Source organism: Prolixibacter bellariivorans ATCC BAA-1284 (genome assembly GCF_000621705.1).
GTDB classification, from domain to species: domain Bacteria; phylum Bacteroidota; class Bacteroidia; order Bacteroidales; family Prolixibacteraceae; genus Prolixibacter; species Prolixibacter bellariivorans.
In genome coordinates, this window is sequence record NZ_JHXO01000006.1 from 410567 (window position 1) to 433724 (window position 23158).

Genomic DNA, 23158 nt, shown 5'->3' on the forward strand with positions numbered 1-23158 from the left:
TATGGAATTGGTTTTATAATCTGCATCTGTGGGTGAATGATTCAACGCGTCATCCACATTTGTTCAATTTCTTCCAGTGATTTACCGGTTGTTTCAGGTACCAGTTTCCAGGTAATCCATAAATAGGGCAGGCACATTAGAGCAAAAAGTAGAAATAAGCCTGTCGCCGACAGAGAGTTCATAAGCCATGGAGTCAGCTGGCCTATCAGGTAAGTTCCAACCCAAAGGGAGAAGCCTGCTAAAGACATAGCAGCACCTCGCACTTTTGTCGGGTACATTTCTGACAGCAATACCCAGATAACTACACAAATGGATATCGCGCATCCGAAAATATAAGCCAGGATCAATACGAGTAAGGTAACCGGAGGGATCACCATGCTGGTTTTGTTGATTTGGAAATACATTGCAATCAAAATAAGTGAAACTAACATACCGGCCACCCCATAGTATATCAACTTTTTCCGACCAATTCTGTCAATCAGCCAGATGGCTATGACCGTGGAAATAACATTTATCAGGCCAACAAAGACCTGGTAAAAAAGGGAGTCACCTTCCGAAAGTCCAGTTTGTTCAAAGATACTTGGACCGTAATACAATACTGCATTGACGCCCATAAATTGTCCTAAGATGGCCAGTGAAATTCCTATTATCATAGCGGTTCTGTAACCGTGTTGAAACAAGAGCCTCCAGTTCGATTGCTCTTCATGCTGTACCATTAGTTTAATTTCCTTTAGTTGGGCTATGGCGGTCTCTTCACCTTGAATGCGGCTGAGAATTCGTAACGATTGAGTGTTTTTGTGTTTGACAATTAACCAACGAGGGCTCTCCGGAATAAAAAACAGGGTAATGAAGAAAAGTAGTGCGGGTAATACTTCGGCTCCAAGCATGGATCTCCATACTTCACTGACAAGGATTTTGCTTGTCCAACTTGTGTGCAGGATAGCATTGGCCTGCATGGTTTGTGCATTTATTTTTAGTGCATAATTCACCATGTAGGCGCCCAAAAACCCGACGGTAATGGCCAATTGGTATAACGAAACAAGTCTGCCACGGTACCGCGGTACAGATATTTCGGAAATATAAAGCGGAGAAATAACCGAAGCAACACCAATACCGATTCCTCCGATGATACGATAGAACACCAGCCACTGTTCGTTTGGGGAGAGCATACAACCAATGGCAGATGCAGAGAATAGGACAGCTGATGCAAAAAGTACAGGCCGACGACCAAAAAGATCGCTAAGCCGACCGGCTATCAGGACGCCACCGATTGATCCGAGCAATGCACACCCAACATACCATCCTGATTGAATATCATTCATGTTGAATTGGGTGGATACGCCCTTAATCGTACCTGAAATGACTGCTGTATCATATCCAAACAGAAAACCTCCCAAGGCTGCGACAACGGATAAGAACAGTACGTAGCCCATATTCTCACTATTCGTATGATTTTTTTTCACGATGAAGTGTTTAAGTCGTTATTTTCAGTCAATTCAAATATTGAAGTACTCCCTGTAGCGATTGTATAAGTGTCCGGCCTGAGGATAAGAAGATTGCGGACTCATGAAATGAGAAAACTCGAAGGTAATTCCCTTGTCGTAGCCTGCCCGTTTTGCGGCCTCCAGTTTCAGCCGGAGTTTGTCAAATTTAATAGGTAAAAAGCGAATGGGCATATCCCGGTCAAAGGTTTCTGCATTGGTCCAGCACTCCATATGATACTTTTGAGCCAATTCCTTGTTTACTGAGAAAAAAGCATCTAGTTCATCGTAGTCGATATGTCCGTCCTGAAAGGCACAGGCATCGACTACATCGTGAATCCCATCGAATATTTCGTCCCATTCCTCCTTGTGTTGCTGAACGGAAACCGCATTATTTTTGGTGAGGCTATCGGATGCTGCCTCTACTGCTTTCTTCCCGTCGATCCACGGAGAGATAAAAGTCGGCAGGCCATTCGATACGTCCTTACACTGTTTTCCCATTGTGTGAAAAGCTCCGATAGCCCCTTTCGTTTTGCGACTTATTTCACCGCTAATATACCATCCCTGGAAGCTTTTAAATCTTCTCCCATAGTTTTTCCAAACTTCATCGATTACATATTTGTTGTCCTCGACCTCATATTTCATATCGCCTGTATCCCAATAATTCCCTGAGTCATAAAGCCCGAAATAAAATTTCATGCCATACTTATCGGCCAACCGCAGAAATAGTTCCAATGTATCTACGGAGGGTTTGTAGCATCCTTTTTTTAAGAGGTATGCAGATGGATAAGTAATAAACTTTCGGTAACCAGATCGGATCATAATGACTGTATCGATGCCAATGGCTTTCATGTGCTGAAAATCGGCGTCCCACTCTCTTTCTCCCCAGTTCTGATGAGGTATATCATGTGATATTTCATCCAGAAAGGTTCCGGTAATTTTTAGTCCGTTTTCTCTTGGGATGATGTAATTTTCTGAGGCAGAATAAGGTCTTAGTCCTGATTCTACAGATTGGCCAAGAAGTTGCGTCCCCGTTATGGCCAAAGCGCTTGTGGCACCTAGTTTTTTCAGGAAATTACGGCGTGAGTCCTCTTTGTTATTCATAACATCGATTGTTGGGTTATATACTTTGGTGTCTTTATGTTATTAAAAGCAAATAGAGTCGTTAAAGCTTGTTTCGGGAATTTGATAGAGTTGCCGAATCTTTCTGTAATGGTGATGGCGAGGATAAGGTTTTCCATATTTCATACATGGCTCTCGGAACATGGAAACTTCCTTTCCATTTTCCTCCCTTTAATGTAAGTAATGGGTCCCCTCTTCTGTCGAGATATCCAAACCATTCATTGTATTCCGGATCTTTAAAGTGCTTCCATGAATATTGGTGGAGTTCTTCGAACCAATTACTGCAGCTTTGATTACCAGTTAGCTTGTAACATTTGGCCATGGCAATCATCGTTTCCAAATGAACCCACCAAAGTTTCTGATCCCATTCCAGTTGCTGGGGCGGGTAACCTTTGTAATCCAGAAAATAAAATATTCCGCCATATTTTTTATCCCAGCCGAATTCCGTATTGCGTAACAATGTTTTCTCGGCTTGTTCGATCAAAGATTGATCGTTGTATCTGACGGCCAGATCCATCAGAAACCACATTGATTCGTTGACATGTCCGGGACTGATCAGGCGCCCTTCAAAACTGTCAACAAATTTACCCTCGCGAGAAACGTTTTCCAGGATTAGACCGGTATCCTCCTGGTAAAAGTTGGTCATGATATTGCTTATCAATTCGGGAACTATTTTGGCCGTTGTCTGGCTGCCCAGAACATCTTCCAGGGAGAGGGACAGGTTGCACAGTATCATTGGTAAGGCAAAGTTGATGAGTGGGCGTGTCCCGGGAACTGATTTATCATATATGCCTTTGGGATGCTCCTGGCGTTCCAGTATTTGATAGTAAGTTGATACGGCTATTTGTTTGAATTCTTCGCTGCCGGTTGCTTTGTAAAGTTCGCCAAAGGCCATGGCCGCAAAGCAGTCTGAGAATATGTTATAAGCCTGTATCAGTGGAATCCCTTCCCGAGTCAGGGAAAAATACCAGTTACCTTCTTCATCTCTCCCGTATTTCTTTAGAAAATCGGCTCCATTCAGTGCAATGTCAAGCCACGTCTTTTTCTTCTCCACGTTGTTATACAACATGGCAAACATCCACACCTGACGTCCCTGCAACCATACGAATTTATCTGTATCGAATACATTTCCTTCTCTTGTGAGACAGGTAAAATATCCACCGAATATCTTGTCGACAGAGTACTCCGTCCAAAAAGGGATAACGTTATCCAGTAACTCTGTTTGATATAACGCTGCGTATTGGTTCAGTTCTGAATTAATCATTAGTTTACGTTTTTTTTTTGCGGCTTTACGGCATATGCTGTTTCCAAGGAGCTGGAGGGACTGTCTGGTTTTACTTTTGCGTAACAGAATTGCGTGATCCCTACCGGTTCTTATTCCGCAATTATACATTCCATCTTATTATTGAACAAATGAAAATAAAATATTTAAATAATAGAAGCTAAATTAATAAAATAATTCAAAAAATGTAGTTTTAAAAATAAATAAGTTTGTTTTATGTTGTTCTATTGGTGTGTTTTTTAGTTTAATATAGGCGTTTGTTATGTTTGAAATATGGAACTATGTCAATACTAGCGGTTTTTTTGTAAATTTGTTTCTGTTATTAAGTCGTTTCATTGTCTTGGGAGATCCTAAGATTACCTAATATTAATATGCAGCACAAGTTTTTTGAATCGGAGATTGAAAGCAAAATAGACTTAACACGGAAGAATATTATCCGTTTTTATGTAGTCAACGGATCGAGTACGATAGCTGAGTTGGCCAAAGAACTGGATTTGAGTGTTCCGACGACCACCAAATTGATTGGTGAATTAATCGACGATGGATTTGTCCAAGATTTTGGGAAGCAAGAAACGGGCGGGGGACGACGTCCTAATTTGTATGGGTTAAATCCCGATTCCGGCTATTTCGTTGGAGTTGATGTCAAACGCTTTCGTGTTAACATTGCTCTGGTTAATTTTAAAGGTGAAACAGTCAAGTTTGAAGAAGGTATTCCTTATCGTCTGGAAAATACTCCGGAAGCATTAAATCAGCTTTGTGATATCATCAGTAAATTTATTGAAGATCAGGAAAAACTGATGACCAAGATTCACTGTGTGGGGGTGAACATTACCGGTCGGGTAAATACTACATCAGGATACAGCTATAGTTATTTTTATTTTGAAGAAAAGCCATTGAGTGAGTTGATTGAAGAGCGCATTGGGGTAAGAACATTCATAGACAATGATTCGCGTTCAATGGCTTACGGAGAATATGTGAGTGGTGTCGCAAAAGGGGAGAAGAGTATGATTTTTGTGAATATCAGTTGGGGTATTGGTATTGGTATTGTGATGGATGGAAAACTGTATTACGGCAAATCTGGATTTTCGGGAGAATTTGGGCACACGTATGTGTTTGATAACGAGATTATATGTCATTGCGGTAAGAAGGGCTGCTTAGAGACCGAAGCTTCTGGCCTGGCGATTCATCGTATTTTTCTGGAAAGGGTAAACAGCGGAAGTAACACTATATTGCAGAGCAAGATAGAGCAAGAAGAAACTTTGATGTTGGAGGATATAATCAATGCCACGCTGGAAGAGGATGTATTGTCTATTGAGATTATTGAAGAGATTGGAAATAAGCTCGGGCGGTCAATCTCTGGGTTGATTAATTTGTTTAACCCGGAATTGTTGGTTATTGGGGGAACCGTTTCACGGGCAGGAGATTATATTCTGCTGCCGATAAGAAGTGCCATAAAAAAGTACTCATTAAACCTGGTCAACAAAGACACGGAAATAAAGCTTTCCAAATTGGGAGAGAAGGCTGGAGCGGTTGGTGCCGGCTTGTTAGCGCGCGAACGCGTCCTCGGAATCTCATCCTGAGTGAATCCTTTCCTTGCCGAAATGTGTTGTCGGTTTTTTTCTGTTTGGTGTTTAATCGTAGAGGCTTTCGCCTCTTTTTTTTTGCCGGAATACTGGGAAAATTTCGTGGTATGGATAGACACGAAATGAAAGAAACGTGTGTAATGACGTTGCTTTGCCTGGTTTGTTGGGAAGGGCATTTTTCGACTTGTTGTGGCACGTAGAGCTTTTTTAATACCACAAACCATTTTGTTTGAATAAATAAAAAATATTAATAAATATTTGTAATTATTAAATAATGGAGTAATTTTACTTCTAGAAAATAAAATATTTTTAAATAATGCAATGATATTAACAAGGATCTGCCTTAAGGCTGTTGAATATTATGTGAAATGATGTGAATGCTTTGTTGGCGGTGATAAGAAGTCTGTCTGATGGAGGGTGCCAACAGGCTTGCTGATTTTTCATCATATGATGTGGCAGGTCTATGATTATATCTATTCCGGAAAAGATATAGTCTTTGGTTTTAGGTGCCGGGTGGGTACTAACTAATTCAAACATCTAATTTAAACTAAACATTATGAAACAATTGCTAAAAGGAATAGCACTTATTCTTTTGCTCTTCAATGGCTTGCTGTATCCTCAGGAAGCTCTTTCACAGGTGAGTGTTAGTGGAAGTGTGTTGGACAGCAAAGGGGCTCCGCTGGTTGGTGTGAATGTTGTCATTGTGGGAACTACCAGCGGAACAACGACAGATTTCGACGGTAAATATTTCATTGAAGTTCCTTCCGAAAATTCCATACTGAAGTTTTCTTTTATTGGTTATGTAAATCAGGAAATTCAAGTTGGTAACAGAACGGTCATCGATGTTACTCTAAAGGAAGATATGCAGGGAATTGATGAGGTTGTCATTGTAGGTTATGGTTCCATGAAAAAAAGTGACCTAACAGGGGCAGTATCCAGTATCAAGGGGAAGGAATTGGTTGATATTCCAGTACGCTCAGCAACTGAGGCACTCCAGGGAAAGATTGCGGGGGTCACGATTACTTCCACCGGAGGTAGTCCGGGGACGGCACCAACTGTACGAATTAGGGGAATCGGTACCGTTAATGGTAATGATCCTTTATACGTGGTAGATGGTTTTCCTCAATCAGATATCGGTTGGCTTAATCAGAATGATATTGCTTCAATGGAAGTTTTGAAAGATGCTTCAGCAGAGGCAATATATGGCTCGAGGGGCGCAAACGGCGTGGTTATTATCACGACGAAGAAGGGAACCATGGGTGATGGACATAACATGAGTGTCAGTCTCGATGCTTATTATGGTGTCCAGAATGTGACAAAGAAATTTGACATGATGAACGCGGAAGAGTTCATTGATTACCGAAACCTTGCTTATACCAATGGAACCGGACAACCGTGGGTTACACAGCAGGAAAAACAGTCCATGCTGAGTTTTCTTCAGGATAATTTTGGGAACAGTAATGGCACGAACTGGCAGGATGAGATATTCCAGTCGGCACCTATTCAGAATTATAATGTATCCATTTCCAATGGAACCTCTAAAACATCCTACTATACTTCCCTTGGTTATATGTCGCAGAACGGTATTGTAAAAGAATCGGATTTTGAAAGGATATCATGGCGGACCACTGTTGACAATCAGTTGACCTCCTGGGCAAAGCTTTCAGGTAATTTCTCAGTGGTTTATCAGTCCCGGAGAAATGTTGTTGAAAATACCATTTATGACGGAACAATATTTTGTGCTCTGACGGCAGATCCGGTAACTCCAATCTACAGGACAAACCTAAAAAACATTCCGGATTTTTTGAGTAATTTGATTCTGGTTGACAAAATAGATGCAAGTAATCCTTACTCTTATTACAGTCCGGTATTCTTTAACAACCGGGCCAATCCAGTGGCTCAGGTAGCCGTGAATAAGGATAATGTATGGAAAGATGTAACCTTCAGAGGGGGGCTTAATCTGGATCTGAATCTCACCAGTTGGTTAAAATATCGCGGAACTGCCAATACCTCTATTTATCGGGCAACTCCTGAGTATTTTACGCCTTCTTATTATATCGGGGCTTACCAAAATAATGTTGACGGATATGTTGGAAATGCATCTTATTCGACCAATTATACCGTCATCGATAACCTGATTACTTTTGATAAAACCTATGAGTGGAATGGAAAACAACATACCACCTTCATGTTGGGTAATTCGGTTGAAATGACCAAAAGCAGCAATTTCAGTGCTAGTAAAACAGGAATTGTTACAAATACAGAATCTCAGAAAGTAATTGATGCAGCGACTAAAACGGCATCTGCTTCAGGAACCAAATCAGACGCATACATGGTTTCTTACTTTGGCCGCCTGTTCCATTCGTGGCGAGACAAGTATATGCTGACAGCCACCGTACGATATGATGGGTCTTCCAATTTTGATGCCGGCCATAAGTGGGGAGTCTTTCCGTCTGTTTCCGGAGCATGGTCCTTTGGTGAGGAGGGGTTTATCCACGATGCTATCGGAAAAACCTTGTCTCGTGGCAAAATTAGGGTTAGTTGGGGGCAGATAGGCAACCAGGCTATTGATGGAGGTGCATATCGTTCTACTTATAGCCTGAATAGTGGATACTACCTTTTCGGTGGTGGATTTCAGCTGGCTGGCGGAAAAGGCTACATGGGAAATCCCAATGTCAAATGGGAAACGACAGAACAGACAGATATTGGACTTGAATTGGGCTTTTTTGATAATAAGTTGACGTTGTCCACGGATTATTTTTATAAAAAGACCAGTGACATGCTCTTGCAGGTTCCACTTCCCCAGTATCTTGGTTATACAAATGATCCCTGGGCGAATGCTGGAAGTATTGAAAATAAGGGAATCGAGCTAACGCTGAATTATACAGGGAAAGTGGGCGCTCTGCAGTACAACATAGGAGGAAACATTTTCTCATATGCTAATAAAGTATTATCGCTGGGAGGTGGTCAGCCCCTGTATGGAGTAGGCTATGACGACAAAACAATCACCAAAACCGAGGTTGGTAAGCCTGTTGGATATTTCTATGGATTAAAAACGGATGGCATATTCCAATCACAACAGGAGATCGACAACAATACTAATGCAGCCGGAGGGCAAGTTATTCAGGACAAGGCCCGTCCCGGGGATTTGAGATATGTGGATGTGAATTTGGACGGACAGATTACGGATGCTGACCGTACTGATATTGGCAGCCCGTTCCCGGATTTTACCTTTGGTTTTGATTTCGGTCTGGAATATAAGGGGTTCGATATTTCTGCGACATTTTATGGGGTACGCGGGAACCAGATTATGAACATGAAGAAGATTGACTTATATTCTGGAACTGCTTATTATAATGCTCCTAAGGATCTGATGACTACAGCATGGTCAGAGACCAATCCTTCCAATAGTCAATTCAGAATTACGACCGATAACTCGACAAACGTTCAGGTGTCTGACTGGTTGGCAGAAGATGGTTCATATCTTCAGCTGAAAACACTGCAAATTGGGTACTCGATACCTCCGGATTTGTTAAAAAAGGTATTTATGAAAGAAGCACGGATTTGGGTGGGGGGATATAATTTGTTTACGATTACCGATTATAGCGGTATGTCGCCTGAAATTGGAGACGCCAGTCCGTTGTTTAACGGAGTTGATATCGCTTTCTATCCACAGGCTCGTCAATATTTGATGGGAATAAATATTAAATTTTAAAATTCAGGAATCATGAAAAAGTTACAATATATACTGGCAATTATTCCAATTGTTGCCTTCCTTTCCTGCTCTGATAGCTTTCTTGATTCAAAGCAATATGCATCAATTGATGAGCAAGGTTATTACAATACACCCGGTGCTGCGCTTAAGGCCGTTACCAACTGTTATGCCAATATGATTCCATGGGGAGACTGGGACTACTATCTCAACCGGATTGAAGTTGGAACAAATACAACGGATGACGCAGATGCCGGTGGTTCGGATGCGAATGACCGTGCGGATACAAAGAATTTGGCAACGGGACGTCCCCTTACATCGAATGGTGAACTGCTTAATACCTGGACCAGACGTTATACAGGTATCTCCAGGTGTAATTCAGCCATCGAAGGGATTAGTGCTGCGGAAAAACTCGTTGCAGCTGATGGTAGTGTAGTATCAGAAGAGACGAAATCCCGTTATATCTCTGAATTGAAATTCTTGCGGGCTTGGTTCTATTTTGATTTGGCTTCAACATTCGGTTCTGTTCCGTTAATTACCGAAACACCGGTTCCTACTGATTTGCCTGCCAAATCGCCGATCGAGGATATTAGGGTGCAGATTATAAACGATATTGATGAATGCATCGCCGATCCGAATATGCCAACCAATGTTAGCAGCGATGAATATGGAAGAATATCAAAGTACGTAGCGTATGCCTTCAAGGCCAGAGTTTGTTTATTCTTCGCCGGTTTGGAGGAGCACGGAAAAATGTCCGGTGACGCCAATGCAGATTATGCGTCTGCTTTAAGTGCAGCGAAGATAGTTTATGATAGTCAGGTGTTCAGTTTAGTCCCTGACTACCAGAATCTTTTCCGCGGTGATTATTTCTTCGGTTCTCACGCCTCAGAATTGTCTAAGGAGTGTATTTTCACGGTATTAAGAGAGTACGTTCCTGGTTATTTGGATATCGGTTATTGTACGGCCGTCATGTATGCAGGACGCGGTGAAGTCGGTGGCTGGGGAGGTAACTGTCCGACCGTTGATTTTGCGGAATCGTTTGATCAAAGAGATCCTCGAAAGCTATTTACCGTTATCAGCTCGGGTGATGTTTTCCCCAATGTGGATGGCAAATTGATAACACACACCTATACGGGATATGATAATATTCATCATCAGCAGAGTCGAAAAGCCTTTGTGGCTGATCGCTTCAGGGATGGTTATTCACTTGGAGATATAAGAACAGACTGGGCTCCGTATTATATCCGTTATGCTGACGTGATTCTGATGTACGCTGAGGCACTACTTAAGACGGGCGGTGACAACCAGAAAGTTGCCAGCTTGATTAATGAAGTCCGTTACCGTGCTTTTGTTTCAACTTCCAAGAAAGATGAAGAAGCTACTTACAGGACATTTGAAGAGACGTTGATTCCGGTTGATGACGCTTACTTTCAGGCCAACCTGGCAGTGGATGCAGGAGATGATCTGTTGAAGGCGATCAAAAATGAGAGACGGTGGGAACTGGGTATGGAAGGCTACCGACTTCTGGATTTGCTGCGCTGGGGAGACTATGTATCGGTGATGAATGCCTATTATAGCGAACAACCTTACGCAAACAAAGGTAAACTGGTGTCCGATAATAGCTGGCCATTCCCGATTCCGCAGACAGAAATTGATAAGTCCAATGGCGTCCTGGTGCAAAACGGTAATTATTAGTTTGTGTTGATTTTCATACGATAATAATCAATTTATGAGGCTGTCTCAGGATAATCTGCATTTTTACTTGTTGCTGGTAAATTGAGGTGTGAATTTCTTGAAAATGAACCCACAGACATTTGTGGGATCGCTCAGGGTTAGTTACTCAGATTCAGTGGAACTATACTTTCTGACGAAAATAGATAACTGGCAGATTTGTTTCTGAGGCAGCCTCTTTGAACTTATATGTGATGCTGAAAATGAGTAAGATATATGTGTTGGTTTTACTTTTGGGAGTCTTGTTGTCAGGTTGTAGTAAAAACGAGAACACACTAACAAGGGCTGAAAAGAATGCTGGCTGGGAATTGCTTTTTGACGGGAAAACACTACAGGGGTGGAGAGATTATAACGGAACTCAGCTAACCGGTCCGTGGGAAGTTGAAGCTGGCACTATTAAAGCGGAAGGTCAGGGCAGTGATGCCAGTGGATACATTGTTACAGATAAACAGTATGAAAATTTTATCCTTACATGGGATTGGAAAATCTCGAAGGGGGGTAACAGTGGGATGTTGTATCATGTGGTTGAGGGGTCACAATTTCCTGTGCCATATGTAACAGGCCCGGAGTATCAGTTGATTGATGATGTGAATTTTCCGGAACCTTTAGAAGAGTGGCAGAAATGCGGTGCAGATTATGCCATGTATCTACCGGACAAAAGCAAACTTAAGGTGAAGCCTGCCGGACAATGGAACAATTCTAAAATTATATTCGATAATGGCCATGTGGAATATTGGATGAATGGTGTAAAAACACTTGAGTTTGAAGCTTGGTCGGATGAATGGTTCGCGAAAAAAAATAATGGTAAATGGAAGAATGATCCGGAATATGGACTGTCACCTTCGGGAGTAATCTGTCTTCAGGATCATGGATACCCGGCATGGTTTCGCAATATAAAAATTAAGAAACTACCCTCCCGAAAGGACACCGTGACCCTTTTTAACGGTCACGACCTGAAAAACTGGATTATCTATGGAACAGAAAAGTGGTACGTTCAGAATAATCTCCTGGTTTGCGAGAGTGGTCCCGATAAAGGTTATGGATACCTGGCAACAAAGCAATATTTCAGAGACTTTGACTTGTCTGTCGATTTCAAACAGATATCTAACGGGAATAGCGGCGTTTTTTTCCGATCAACGATTGATGGGACAAAAATCTCCGGATGGCAGGTAGAGGTGGCTCCCAAAGGAGATGATACCGGGGGGGTTTATGAATCATATGGGCGTGGATGGCTCCACCAAATTCCTGATGAAGAGGAGAATATTCTCAAGCCCGGCGACTGGAATACGATGCGAATCAGAGTGGTTGGTCCGGAGGTTAAAACATGGCTCAACGGGCATGAAATGACCCATTTGTCCGATTCTCTGATTGAGAGGGGAAATGGACGCATTGCCCTCCAGATACATGACGGTGGGGGAATTAAGGTACTTTGGAAGAATCTGATTCTAAAAAGGCTGTAGTGAAGATAACTAATAAACCTAAAACTATGGAAGAAAGTAAAAGTAGATATTCCCGAAGAAACTTCATTGGAACCGTGGGGGCTGCAACCTCGGGGCTGGCCATAGTTCCCAGTAGCGTACTGGGGAAAAAGCTGGGACACACGGCGCCTAGCGATAAACTGAATATTGCCGGTATTGGAGTGGGAGGAATGGGACGCAATAATTTGCGGAATATGAACACCGAAAATATTGTGGCCCTGTGTGATGTCGATTGGAACTATGCCGACAAAACATTTAAAGACTATCCGAATGCCAGAAAATTCAAAGACTGGCGGGTTATGTTGGATGAGATGGGCAAATCGATTGACGCAGTTATGGTGGCTACACCTGACCATTCTCATGCTGGAGTAACTGCTCATGCAATAACTCTGGGAAAACATTGCTATACACAGAAACCCCTTACACACTCAGTTTATGAATCAAGGCTTTTGACCCGACTGTCCAAGAAATATAAAGTTGCGACTCAAATGGGGAATCAGGGGAATTCGTTCGATTGGTGCCGTCAGATAGCTGAATGGATTCAATCGGGGATTATAGGTGATGTATTTGAAGTGCATTGTTGGACTGATCGTCCCATATGGCCTCAGGGACTGGCGAAGCCTAAAGGCGGAGCTAAAGTACCGAAGGGGTTGGATTGGGATCTGTTTGTGGGACCAGCGGAATATCGCCCGTATGATCCTGCGTATACTCCCTGGAACTGGCGAGGTTTTTGGGACTTTGGAACCGGTGCCCTTGGCGATATGGCCTGTCACATCATGGATCCTTTGTATTGGGCGCTGGACCTGAAATATCCCACGAAAGTGATGGCGAGTTCTACCCTGGCAAACCTTTATTCGCCTCCACAGGCTCAGAAAGTTACCTATACCTTCCCGGAGAGACCGCCGAAAGGCGAAGTCAACATGCCGGAAGTGAAAGTTCACTGGTACGATGGAGGTTTACTGCCGGATCGTCCCGAAGAGCTGGAAGATGGTGAGATGATGGGAGATTCCAATGGCGGGTTGATTTTCGTCGGAACCAGGGGAAAAATAATGACAGGTTGTTATGGAATGAATCCTACACTGTTGCCCAAATCGGCTATGGCCCATTTTAAACAGCCCGAGCCAACCATTCCTCGAATAAAAGGAGGGAATGGAAATATCTGGGGGACCAATGCACATGAGCAAGATTGGATAAGAGCATGCAAAGAACCGGCTGACAGCCGAAAAGAAGCTTCCTCTAATTTCGGGTTTTCCGGACCGTTCAATGAAATGGTGGTCATGGGAGTGCTGGCGGTAAGGCTATCCGGTTTGCATCGGGAATTAACCTGGGATGGAGAGAAGATGGAGTTCACCAACATATCACCGAACGACAAAATCAAGGTCGTAACTGTTGATGAATATGCTGTGGTTGACGGAGATCCGCATTTTGACAGACGGTTTGCAGAATTTAACGCAAAAGAAATGGCGAGTGAGTGGATCAGACACAGCTATAGGGATGGATGGTCCTTGCCCGAAATGCCTGTAGATTGATATCATAACAGGAGGCTAAGAAAGCATTTGGCTCCTGAACTATATTTTGACCTGACTAAATAACTGGAATGATGAAAAATACCTTTAGGTACCTTTGTGTTACTCTTGTAATTATAAGCTTCTCGGTCCGCGCTTTTTCTCAAGCAGACAAAGCTGAAAAGGCTGGCTGGCATTTGGGAATCCAGGCTTACACGTTTCATAAATTCAGCCTGCAGGAGGCCATTGATAAAGCGCATCAACTGGGACTGAAATATATTGAGGTATATTACGGTCAGACATTGGGGGAAGATATTCCCGGAACAATGGATTTTCACATGGATAAGGCTACGCAGAAAAAAGTGTTGGCTTATGCGAAATCCAAAGGAGTCAAAATTGTTGCCAGCGGGGTCATTATTTGTCATAGTGAAGCCGAGTGGAGGCAGCTTTTTGAATTTGCATCGTCTATGGGAATCGAAACGATTACCTGCGAACCCGATTATAAATACCTGAAATATGTTGATCAACTAGCCAACCAATATAGAATTGATGTGGCTATTCACAATCACCCAAAGCCTTCTCTCTACTGGAATCCTGAGTTATTTCTGAATGCAGTAAAAGGGCTTAGCAACCGTATTGGTGCATGCGCCGATGTCGGTCATTGGGAACGTATGGGAATCGATCCCGTTAAAGCTCTGAAAATGTGTGAAGGTCGTGTGAAATCGTTGCATTTTAAGGATGTGAAAGAGAAAGAAGCTGGTGAGGCTGAACAGCATGATGTGATTTGGGGAACCGGTGTTTGTGATGTTGACGGAATGCTGAAAGAATTAAAACGTCAGAATTTTAAAGGATTGTTTTCGATTGAGTATGAATATAACTGGGACAATTCAGTCCCGGACATCGGTAAGTGCATTGATTATTTTCAGCAGGAGGTTAATGAACTGTTCTAATTTGCATTTATGCAAAAATGATTCTAATGAGATACAGTATTTTGAGTCATATAACATTTCTATCTTACTGTTTCTCATTTCTTAATCGGGCTGCCGGGCAAGGAATTGGTATTAAAACTTAGTAGGAAATCATGGATAGACGGAAATTTTTACAGATATCGGGCGTCGCGTCGACCTCTTTGTTACTACAAAACCAGTTGATCGCTTCCACATTATCCGGAATGGGTTTGAATTCAGCAATTAAACCCATTTCAGGCTCCTGGTTTGAGTTCACACATGGATTTGCTCCGGAGGGTAAATACTGGAATCCGGTTTTGCCACAATTCACGACAGAACAATGGAAAGCTAAGGTGAAAGAGCATAGCGAACTAGGCATGGAATACCTTGTTCTAATGGCTGTCGCGAATGACGGAAAAACGTTTTATCCGTCAAAACTTCAGCCTCGTTATGACTATGCATGCCCTGATCCTTTGGAAGCTGTTTTATCAGCTGCCGATGAATGTGAGATCAAGTTTTTTGTAAGTAACGATTTTTGGGCAGATTGGCGCGAGGGGAACAAAATGATGACTAGTGAAGAGGTGGCCCAGTTGCGCGAAAAGGGAATGGAAGAAGTCGCTGAAAAATACGCGCATCACAAGAGTTTTTACGGGTGGTACTATCCTAACGAATCAGGTTTGTGGAATACCATAGATGACACGACAATACAGTATGTCAACCGATGCAATAAAAAGGCCAAAGAGCTGACCCCTAATTCTGTAAACCTGATAGCGCCATATGGTACGAAATCTGTCAGAGCAGATGATAATTATGTCCGGAAACTGGAGCAACTGGATATCGACATCATAGCTTATCAGGACGAAATCGGGGTAAAGAAGACAAAAGTAGGAACGGCAGGGAAATACTATGAAGCATTGAGCAAGGTGCACACGAAAGCCGGACGCTCAAAACTTTGGGCTGATATGGAAATTTTCGAGTTTGAAGGAGACGTGTATGATAGTGCCCTTGTTCCGGCTGATTTCGAACGGATACTGAAGCAGATGGAAGATATTTCTCCATTCGTTGACAAAATTCTTGTTTACCAATACATGGGTATCATGAATAAGCCGGGATCAATTGCAACAGTCGGCCATCCGAATTCGGGAAAACTGTATACTGATTACCGGAACTGGCTGGAATCTCGGAAACAACTTTAAATCGGAAAACATGAAGAAGCTAATCATACTAATTAACCTGTTTTTTTCTTTCTTCTTGTACGCGGGGTGCACTGAAGAATGGACAAATTACCGGATTGAGGATTCGTTTTCTCCGAAAAATGATATTCGGGCCATCTGTTTTGATCAGAATGGAAATCTGTGGGCTGGTACGTGGGCTGGTGTTTTCGAGTATGTTGATGGAAAGTGGGAAACGAGAGGACCTGAAAGTTACGTAGAAACACTGTTTATCGCAGATGATAATACCAAATGGGCAGGCCTCTGGGGAGGCGGTGTCTATAAAAGCAAAGATGGAGTTGAATGGGAAAAGGTCAAAGATGCATCTCCCACAAATTCGGTGAATACCATTTCAGCGGATAACAAAGGAAGTATATGGATTGGTGATTGGGGAGGGGGTGCTGTCAATCTGAACGGACAAGGCGAAATTGATGTGAATGAAAAAAACGGTGGTGTAACAAATCTCGATGGAACGCGCTGGATCGTTTATAATGACCGTGAAGTGAATCTGGGGGACAACTCTGTCGTTGCGATGACGTGCGATTCCAAAAGCCGCATGTGGTTTGGAACCTATCACGGCCTTTCGAGATATGACATGGGTATCTGGACACTATTCAATAAAGAAAACAGTCTATTGCCGGATAACGACGTGTATTCCGTGACATCCGATTCCAAAGGGAATATATGGATTGGAACCTGTAATGGTCTTGCTCAGTTTGATGGGACAAACTGGACGATTTACAAAAAAGAAAACAGCGGACTGGTGGAGAATCTGATTCTGGCAATTGCTGAAGATTCGTATGGCAAAATCTGGGTGGGGACCAATAAAGGAGTATCCGTATTCGACGGAACAAAATGGAAAACCTATACTACGGCCAACAGTAAACTGATAGATAATCGGGTGCAATGTATTCGTGTATTAAAAAATAAAGTCTACATCGGGACAGGGAAGGGAATTTCAGAGGTCAGAGAATAATGAAATATATACAACAGCACTTGTTTTAATGGATCCTTTATAGGTTCGGATTCAACCTTTCGCATAGGGTGGGCCTCCGGGATATCCCGGAGGCTTTTTAGCTGACTGTAGATGAGTGTTTTGTGACGACGAGCTAATCATATTTAATAAACTAACCTTTTCACTACGACTATGAAGAAAATTATATTCGGATTTCTATCCCTTCTTTTACCTTTTTTTGTCCAATCAAAAACAATATGGCTAAATGAGTTGGATGTAAGCAGGATGTATCAGGACTGGGGAGCACCAATGGTGAATCGCTCAATTCTGGGCACTCAGTTGTCTGTAGCAGGCATAAAATATAAACGGGGCATCGGAACACATTCAATAAGTCGGTTTATCGTCCGGCTGGACGGCAAGGCAAAATTTCTTTCCGGGCAGGTAGGTGCCGACGATCGGAATGACTTTGCAGGAAAGATGGAGTTTCAGATCCTGGCAGACCAGCAAATCATATGGCGAAGTGGTCTGATGCAAAAGGGAATGCCGGCGAAGTCTTTTAACATTACTCTGAAGGATATTAAAAAACTGGCATTTTTGGTGACAGAAGGCGGTGATGGCATAATGTACGATCATGCCGATTGGCTTAATGTACGTTTTGAAACCGCAGGAGAGGTCGTTCCTGAAGCAGTGATGCCGGAACCGTTAAAAAACGAAAAGTATATCCTAACTCCACAACCTTCGCCAAAGCCCAAAATCAACAATGCAAAAGTGTTTGGGGTAAGGCCCGGTAATCCTTTTTTACTGACAATTGCAGCCACCGGAAATCGCCCGATGTCTTTCTCAGTACAAAATATGCCGGAAGGGCTGGAACTGGATACCCAAACCGGGATTATCAGCGGAATGCTGATAAAACCAGGTACCTATAGTATGATATTGCAAGCTAAAAATGAACTGGGAACCGATGCGAGAGTGGTCAGGGTTCAGGTGGGCGACGAAATTGCATTAACTCCTCCCATGGGATGGAATAGTTGGAATTGCTGGGGGCTGAAGGTTGATGAGCAGAAAGTGGTGGATGCTGCCAGCTTTATGAAGGAAAAACTGATGAACCATGGGTGGAGTTACATTAATATAGACGATGGCTGGGAAGCTAATAAACGTTCTGCAAACGGGGACCTTGAGGGAAACGAAAAATTCCCTGATTTCAAGCGCTTGTGCGACTCTATTCACGAAATGGGACTTAAGTTTGGTATCTATTCTTCACCCGGGCCAAGAACCTGTGGAGGTCATTTGGGAAGCTATGGTTATGAGGATATGGATGCGAGAACGTGGGCTGACTGGGGAGTAGATTATTTGAAATACGATTACTGCTATTACTCCGAAATTGCCCCGGTTCCAACCGAAGAACTAATTAAGGAACCATATATTGTGATGCGCGATGCGCTTGATGGAGTACCGAGGGATATTGTTTATTGCGTAGGTTTTGGTGCCCCGAATGTCTGGAATTGGGCTCGTGAAGCCGGGGGAAATCAGTGGCGCACCACGCGCGATATTACCGATGAATGGAATATTGTCAGAAGTATTGGGTTCTTTCAGGATGTGTGTGCTCCTGTTACCCGTCCCGGGAAATATAATGATCCCGACATGCTTGTCGTCGGGAAACTGGGTATGGGTTGGGGAGCCAACGTGCATGAATCATATCTCACTCCCGATGAACAATATTCGCATATTAGTTTGTGGTGTATTTTATCCTCCCCCCTGTTAATCGGTTGCGATATGAGCGATATGGACGATTTTACACTTAACCTGTTGACCAACGATGAGGTAATTGGTGTTGATCAGGATCCAGCAGTGATGCCGGCCCATAAAATAATGGTAGATAATGGCCAGATTTGGTACAAATATCTTGAAGACGGATCCATTGCTGTGGGCTTCTTTCACGTCGATCCTTATTTCATTTTATGGAATAAAGAAGAAAGCGAGACCATTCAAAAGAAAAAGTATGATATGAGCCTCGATTTCGCTTTCCTCAATCTATCCGGTAAAGTAGTTGTCCGTGATTTGTGGCGGCAAAAGGATCTGGGGACTTTTGAAAATAACTTTTCAACCGAAGTACCATATCATGGAGTGACCTTTGTGAAGCTAACACCGGCAACCAACTAAAAAAGAACACGACAATGAAAATGAGAGTTTCTTTAATACTGGCCATTGTCCTTTCAACATTAGACGCGTTTTCTGCTAAACCTGTCCTGTCGTTTAAAAACGGAACATTTAAGATTATTCAATTTACCGATTTGCACTGGATTAAAGGCCATGAATATGCGGCATATAATGATAGCACTGTTCAATTAATGCACCGATTAATTCAGGAAGAACAGCCTGATTTGGTTATCATTACAGGTGATGTAGTAGTTTCAAAAGGAGCAGAAGAGGGATGGAAAGAAATAACCCGTCCTATGACTGACCTAAAAGTACCGTTTGCCATTGTGTTTGGCAATCACGATACCGAATCGGATATGTCCAAAAATGAGGTACTTCAACTTTTGCAAAAGAACCCCTACAATCTCAGCGGGAATAGCGACAAATCACTGTTGGGAGAAGGCAATTGCTTTTTGGAAGTGAAATCTGTTGATACGCGAAAAACAGAGTGTTTGTTATATCTTTTGGATTCTCATGCCTACTCACCGATGCCCCAGGTGGAGGGATACGATTGGATCAAAAATGATCAGATTCAGTGGTACCGTCGCACAAGTAAACGCTTCAGTTCTGAGGCGGGAAAGATGATTCCTGCACTGGCATTTTTCCACATACCGTTTCCGGAATATGAGCTTGTTCGTAATCAGGAAAATGTACTTGGAAATCATTCTGAAACGGTTTGTTCTCCTTCTTTAAACAGCGGGCTTTTTGCTTCGTTTGTCGAAATGGGAGATGTAATGGGTGTTTTTGTCGGACACGATCATAACAACGATTTTGCCGGGGAATTGGATGGAATCTGTTTGGCGTATGGCCGTAAAACCGGCTATGCTTCTGCATATCACGAAGTCCTGAAGCGGGGAGCACGTGTAATTGTCCTTCATGAAAATGAAAGAGCGTTTGACAGTTATATCAGAACATCTGGAGGACAGGAATTTGATTATTTATTTTTATCGAAGTAAGATTTTGTTATTTGATAATGAGTGTCTTAACTTGAGAGTGTCTTAGCCGGAAATGTTAAAGCATTCTTTTAAGAATTCAATATGAGAAACCTATTTCAGATATTGAGTGGGCTAGGGTTGACTATTATCTTCTCTTTACAGGTAAGTGCTGGTAACAGGCAAACGACTCTGCTGGTTTTAACCAACTACAGGATTCCACTGAATCAAAAGGGAGCTTTCATTGGCAGGTTTGTAATATCAGGCAATTTTGCGAAAGGCAACATTGTATTGCAAAAAGATACTGCAGGTTTGTTTCGTATCGATCGGGAAGGGAAGGTTTATTTAAAGAGCTCAACCCGGTTAACCGCTGCAACACCTGGCTTCTGTTATGGAATAACTGTTGGGTTCGGTGAAAAATCAGTTGAATATAATCTGGTTAAAGATGAATTTATCCATACTCCGGTCGTCGCTCACCGGGGAGCATGGAAAAATCAACCGGGAAGTGAGAATTCTATAAGCTCTTTAAAAAATGCGATTGCTCTCGGGTGTGCAGCTTCTGAGTTTGATGTTTGGTGGTCGGCCGATCATGTTCCAGTAATTTGTCACGATCCTTCAATTGGAGGAAAGGTAGTAGAAAAAACCACGGCAAAAGAGCTGCATGCCATTGATCTCGAAAACGATGAAGGTGTTCCTAGTCTGGAGCAATACCTGAAAACAACAGTTCTGCAAAACAAAACTCGCCTGGTGTTGGAAATCAAATCGTCACAAATCAGTCAGCAACGAACTCTGGAATTGACTGATGCCGTGGTTCGCATGGTACATGACCTGAAAGCTCAGGCCTGGGTGGATTATATTAGTTTCAATTATGGTGCATTACTGCGTATCCGGGAACTGGATCCGACAACTCATATTGCTTACTTGATGGATGATAAATCCATAGAAACTCTAGTATCTGATAAAATATCAGGTCTAGATTATCCTTTTTATTCTTTTCAGCGTGATTCGTCATTGATTGGTAAAGCACACAAAGTTGGCCTCACTGTAAATGTTTGGACTGTAAACGATGCAGAAGAATTGGTTCATTATTTAAACGAAGGTGTTGACTTTATAACCACCAACGAACCAGAGCAGTTAGTTCAACTGGTAGACGAGAAAAATAAATGATATAAAGAAATATAAGGAAGAAAAATAATGACTATCAGAGGACAAATACCGATAGGGTGAGCATGACTCAATCTTCGATTACTTACTTGCGCGAAGTGGAGTTGTAAAATCAATTACTATGAGGATATATATTTTTTTAATCGCCACTTGTTTGACGATTAACGTTGTTGTCTCCTGTTCGGCAGAAAAACAGAATGACATCTGTTCTTCCGTACCAACAGAGATAACCATGTCCAAGGCACTTCTTGCTGATAAAATAAAAGGCGGTTGGGCTGGACAAACCATCGGTTGTACCTATGGCGGCCCTGTTGAGTTTATTTACAACGGAACCCTGATTCAGGATTATATTCCGATTCAATGGCCCGATGGTGCGATTAAAAAATATTATGATACTTTCCCCGGATTATACGATGATGTATATATGGATCTCACGTTTGTTGCTGTTTTCGACCGGTTGGGAATTGATGCTCCAATCGATTCTATAGCAAAGGCTTTTGCAACTTCAGAGTATCCGTTGTGGCATGCTAACCAACAGGCTCGTTACAACATTCTTCACGGAATAAAGCCAACAGAGTCCGGAAATTGGCTCAATAATCCGCATGCTGATGATATTGACTATCAGATTGAAGCGGATTATGCAGGTTTAATGTCACCCGGAATGCCCAATACCGCAAGCCGGTTCTCCGACAAAATTGGCCATATGATTTGCTACGGTGATGGCTGGTATGGAGGTGTTTTTGTTGGAGCAATGTATTCACTGGCTTTTGTTTTAGACGATGTTGAAGCAGTTGTAACCGAAGCTTTAAAAACAATTCCGGAGGAAAGTTCCTTTCACCGGTGCATTGCCGACGTAATCAAGTGGCACGCTGAGTATCCTGACGATTGGAAGCAAACCTGGTTTGAATGTCAGAAGAAGTGGAGTGAGGATTATGGTTGTCCCGATGGTGTGTTTAATCCCTTGGACATCGATGCGAAAATTAACAGTGCATACGTGGTAATCGGATTACTTTACGGCCGGGGAGATTATACAAAAACACTCCACATTGCAACACGTTGCGGACAGGATGCGGACTGTAATCCGGCTACTGCCGGAGGAATTCTGGGAACTATGTTGGGATACAGTCATATTCCCGAATACTGGAAGAAAAATCTGTATGAAGTGGAAGACCGTGATTTTGCTTATACCAATCTTTCATTGAATGATGTGTATAACTTGGGATTGAAACAAGCTTTGCAGGTAGTTCTGAAAAACGGAGGAGAGTTAAACGATTCCCGGGTAACAATTGCCTGCCAAAAACCAGTTCCGGTACAACTGGAACAATCATTTGAAGGACATTTTCCGGTTGACAGAAAACCCCTGAATCTTCAGTTGCCGAAAGAAGAAACTAATGTGACTTTTAACGGGGTTGGGGCAGTGATACGTGGTTATACACGGTGTCCGGACGAAGATTATGTGGCAAAAATTGCTGTGTCTGTTGACGGAAATGAAGCCGAAACCATTCTTTTGCCGGTAGCATCCTCTCCTGCCCGGAGAGTAGATGTATTTTGGAAATACCAATTGCCCAAAACGAACCATATCATTGCTTTCAAATGGTTAAATCCCAAAAAGGAAGCGAGTGTAAATTTGGGAGATGCTCTCATTTATTCTGACAAGTTGATTCAATAGAATATTCTATACCGGCGGTATTGCTTTTGCGTGGATATCAGTGTTGTTGGAGAGTACAGTCAAATGCGAATAAACAGACTTCAACAAGATGGGTGTATGAATATTTTACTCGGTTATGTCATGTGAGCTTTGAACTCAAAAATTCTGCTAAACCTAAGTAGCGAAAAATGACTTCTTACACAGCTATTGT

General features: G+C 42.5%; 15 protein-coding genes. 12 read left to right on the forward strand and 3 right to left on the reverse strand.

Annotated features, from left to right (window positions below; all coding sequences use genetic code 11):
• Positions 1-41: 41 nt before the first annotated feature.
• The 3 genes from T426_RS0107350 to T426_RS23020 all read right to left on the reverse strand — a co-directional run bounded on the left by T426_RS0107350 (position 42) and on the right by T426_RS23020 (position 3867).
• A complete protein-coding gene (locus T426_RS0107350) occupies positions 42-1463 on the reverse strand; it encodes a sugar porter family MFS transporter (protein WP_025863506.1) in 1422 nt (473 codons plus the stop codon).
• 33 nt (positions 1464-1496) lie between these two features.
• Positions 1497-2585 carry a DUF4434 domain-containing protein gene (locus T426_RS0107355; RefSeq protein ID WP_025863507.1) on the reverse strand — a complete coding sequence of 363 codons (1089 nt, stop codon included), beginning with the start codon at positions 2583-2585 and terminating at the stop codon, positions 1497-1499.
• A 61-nt stretch (positions 2586-2646) separates the two neighbouring features.
• Entirely contained in the window at positions 2647-3867 is a 1221-nt protein-coding gene (locus tag T426_RS23020; protein ID WP_051538569.1) for a n-acyl-d-glucosamine 2-epimerase, read from the reverse strand.
• 389 nt (positions 3868-4256) lie between these two features.
• On the opposite strand from T426_RS23020, the gene T426_RS0107365 reads away from it, so the two are divergent.
• The 12 genes from T426_RS0107365 to T426_RS0107420 all read left to right on the forward strand — a co-directional run bounded on the left by T426_RS0107365 (position 4257) and on the right by T426_RS0107420 (position 22968).
• The gene (locus T426_RS0107365) at positions 4257-5465 is read left to right on the forward strand and encodes an ROK family transcriptional regulator (RefSeq protein ID WP_025863509.1); all 1209 of its coding nucleotides are present in this window, start codon (positions 4257-4259) and stop codon (positions 5463-5465) included.
• 559 nt (positions 5466-6024) lie between these two features.
• Entirely contained in the window at positions 6025-9183 is a 3159-nt protein-coding gene (locus T426_RS0107370; RefSeq protein ID WP_027585476.1) for a SusC/RagA family TonB-linked outer membrane protein, read from the forward strand.
• Between the two features lie 12 nt (positions 9184-9195).
• Positions 9196-10875: a RagB/SusD family nutrient uptake outer membrane protein gene (locus T426_RS0107375; RefSeq protein WP_027585477.1), complete on the forward strand. Its 1680-nt coding sequence runs from the start codon at positions 9196-9198 to the stop codon at positions 10873-10875.
• Positions 10876-11114: 239 nt separating this feature from the next.
• Entirely contained in the window at positions 11115-12371 is a 1257-nt protein-coding gene (locus T426_RS0107380) for a 3-keto-disaccharide hydrolase (RefSeq protein ID WP_211253556.1), read from the forward strand.
• A 26-nt stretch (positions 12372-12397) separates the two neighbouring features.
• Positions 12398-13918, forward strand: coding sequence for a Gfo/Idh/MocA family protein (locus T426_RS0107385; protein ID WP_027585479.1), 1521 nt, complete (start codon positions 12398-12400; stop codon positions 13916-13918).
• Between the two features lie 68 nt (positions 13919-13986).
• The gene (locus tag T426_RS0107390) at positions 13987-14844 is read left to right on the forward strand and encodes a sugar phosphate isomerase/epimerase family protein (protein WP_025865147.1); all 858 of its coding nucleotides are present in this window, start codon (positions 13987-13989) and stop codon (positions 14842-14844) included.
• Positions 14845-14975: 131 nt separating this feature from the next.
• A complete protein-coding gene (locus T426_RS0107395) occupies positions 14976-16037 on the forward strand; it encodes a DUF4434 domain-containing protein (RefSeq protein ID WP_025865148.1) in 1062 nt (353 codons plus the stop codon).
• A 10-nt stretch (positions 16038-16047) separates the two neighbouring features.
• Complete coding sequence (locus T426_RS0107400; RefSeq protein ID WP_025865149.1) at positions 16048-17028, forward strand: ligand-binding sensor domain-containing protein; 981 nt, start codon at positions 16048-16050, stop codon at positions 17026-17028.
• Between the two features lie 171 nt (positions 17029-17199).
• Complete coding sequence (locus tag T426_RS0107405; protein WP_025865150.1) at positions 17200-19167, forward strand: NPCBM/NEW2 domain-containing protein; 1968 nt, start codon at positions 17200-17202, stop codon at positions 19165-19167.
• Between the two features lie 14 nt (positions 19168-19181).
• On the forward strand, positions 19182-20159 hold the full coding sequence (locus T426_RS0107410) for a metallophosphoesterase family protein (RefSeq protein WP_025865151.1): 978 nt from the start codon (positions 19182-19184) through the stop codon (positions 20157-20159).
• A gap of 267 nt (positions 20160-20426) precedes the next feature.
• Positions 20427-21302, forward strand: a complete 876-nt coding sequence (locus T426_RS0107415; RefSeq protein ID WP_159103350.1) for a glycerophosphodiester phosphodiesterase — start codon at positions 20427-20429, stop codon at positions 21300-21302.
• A 118-nt stretch (positions 21303-21420) separates the two neighbouring features.
• The gene (locus T426_RS0107420) at positions 21421-22968 is read left to right on the forward strand and encodes an ADP-ribosylglycohydrolase family protein (protein ID WP_025865153.1); all 1548 of its coding nucleotides are present in this window, start codon (positions 21421-21423) and stop codon (positions 22966-22968) included.
• The last annotated feature ends 190 nt before the right edge of the window (positions 22969-23158 follow it).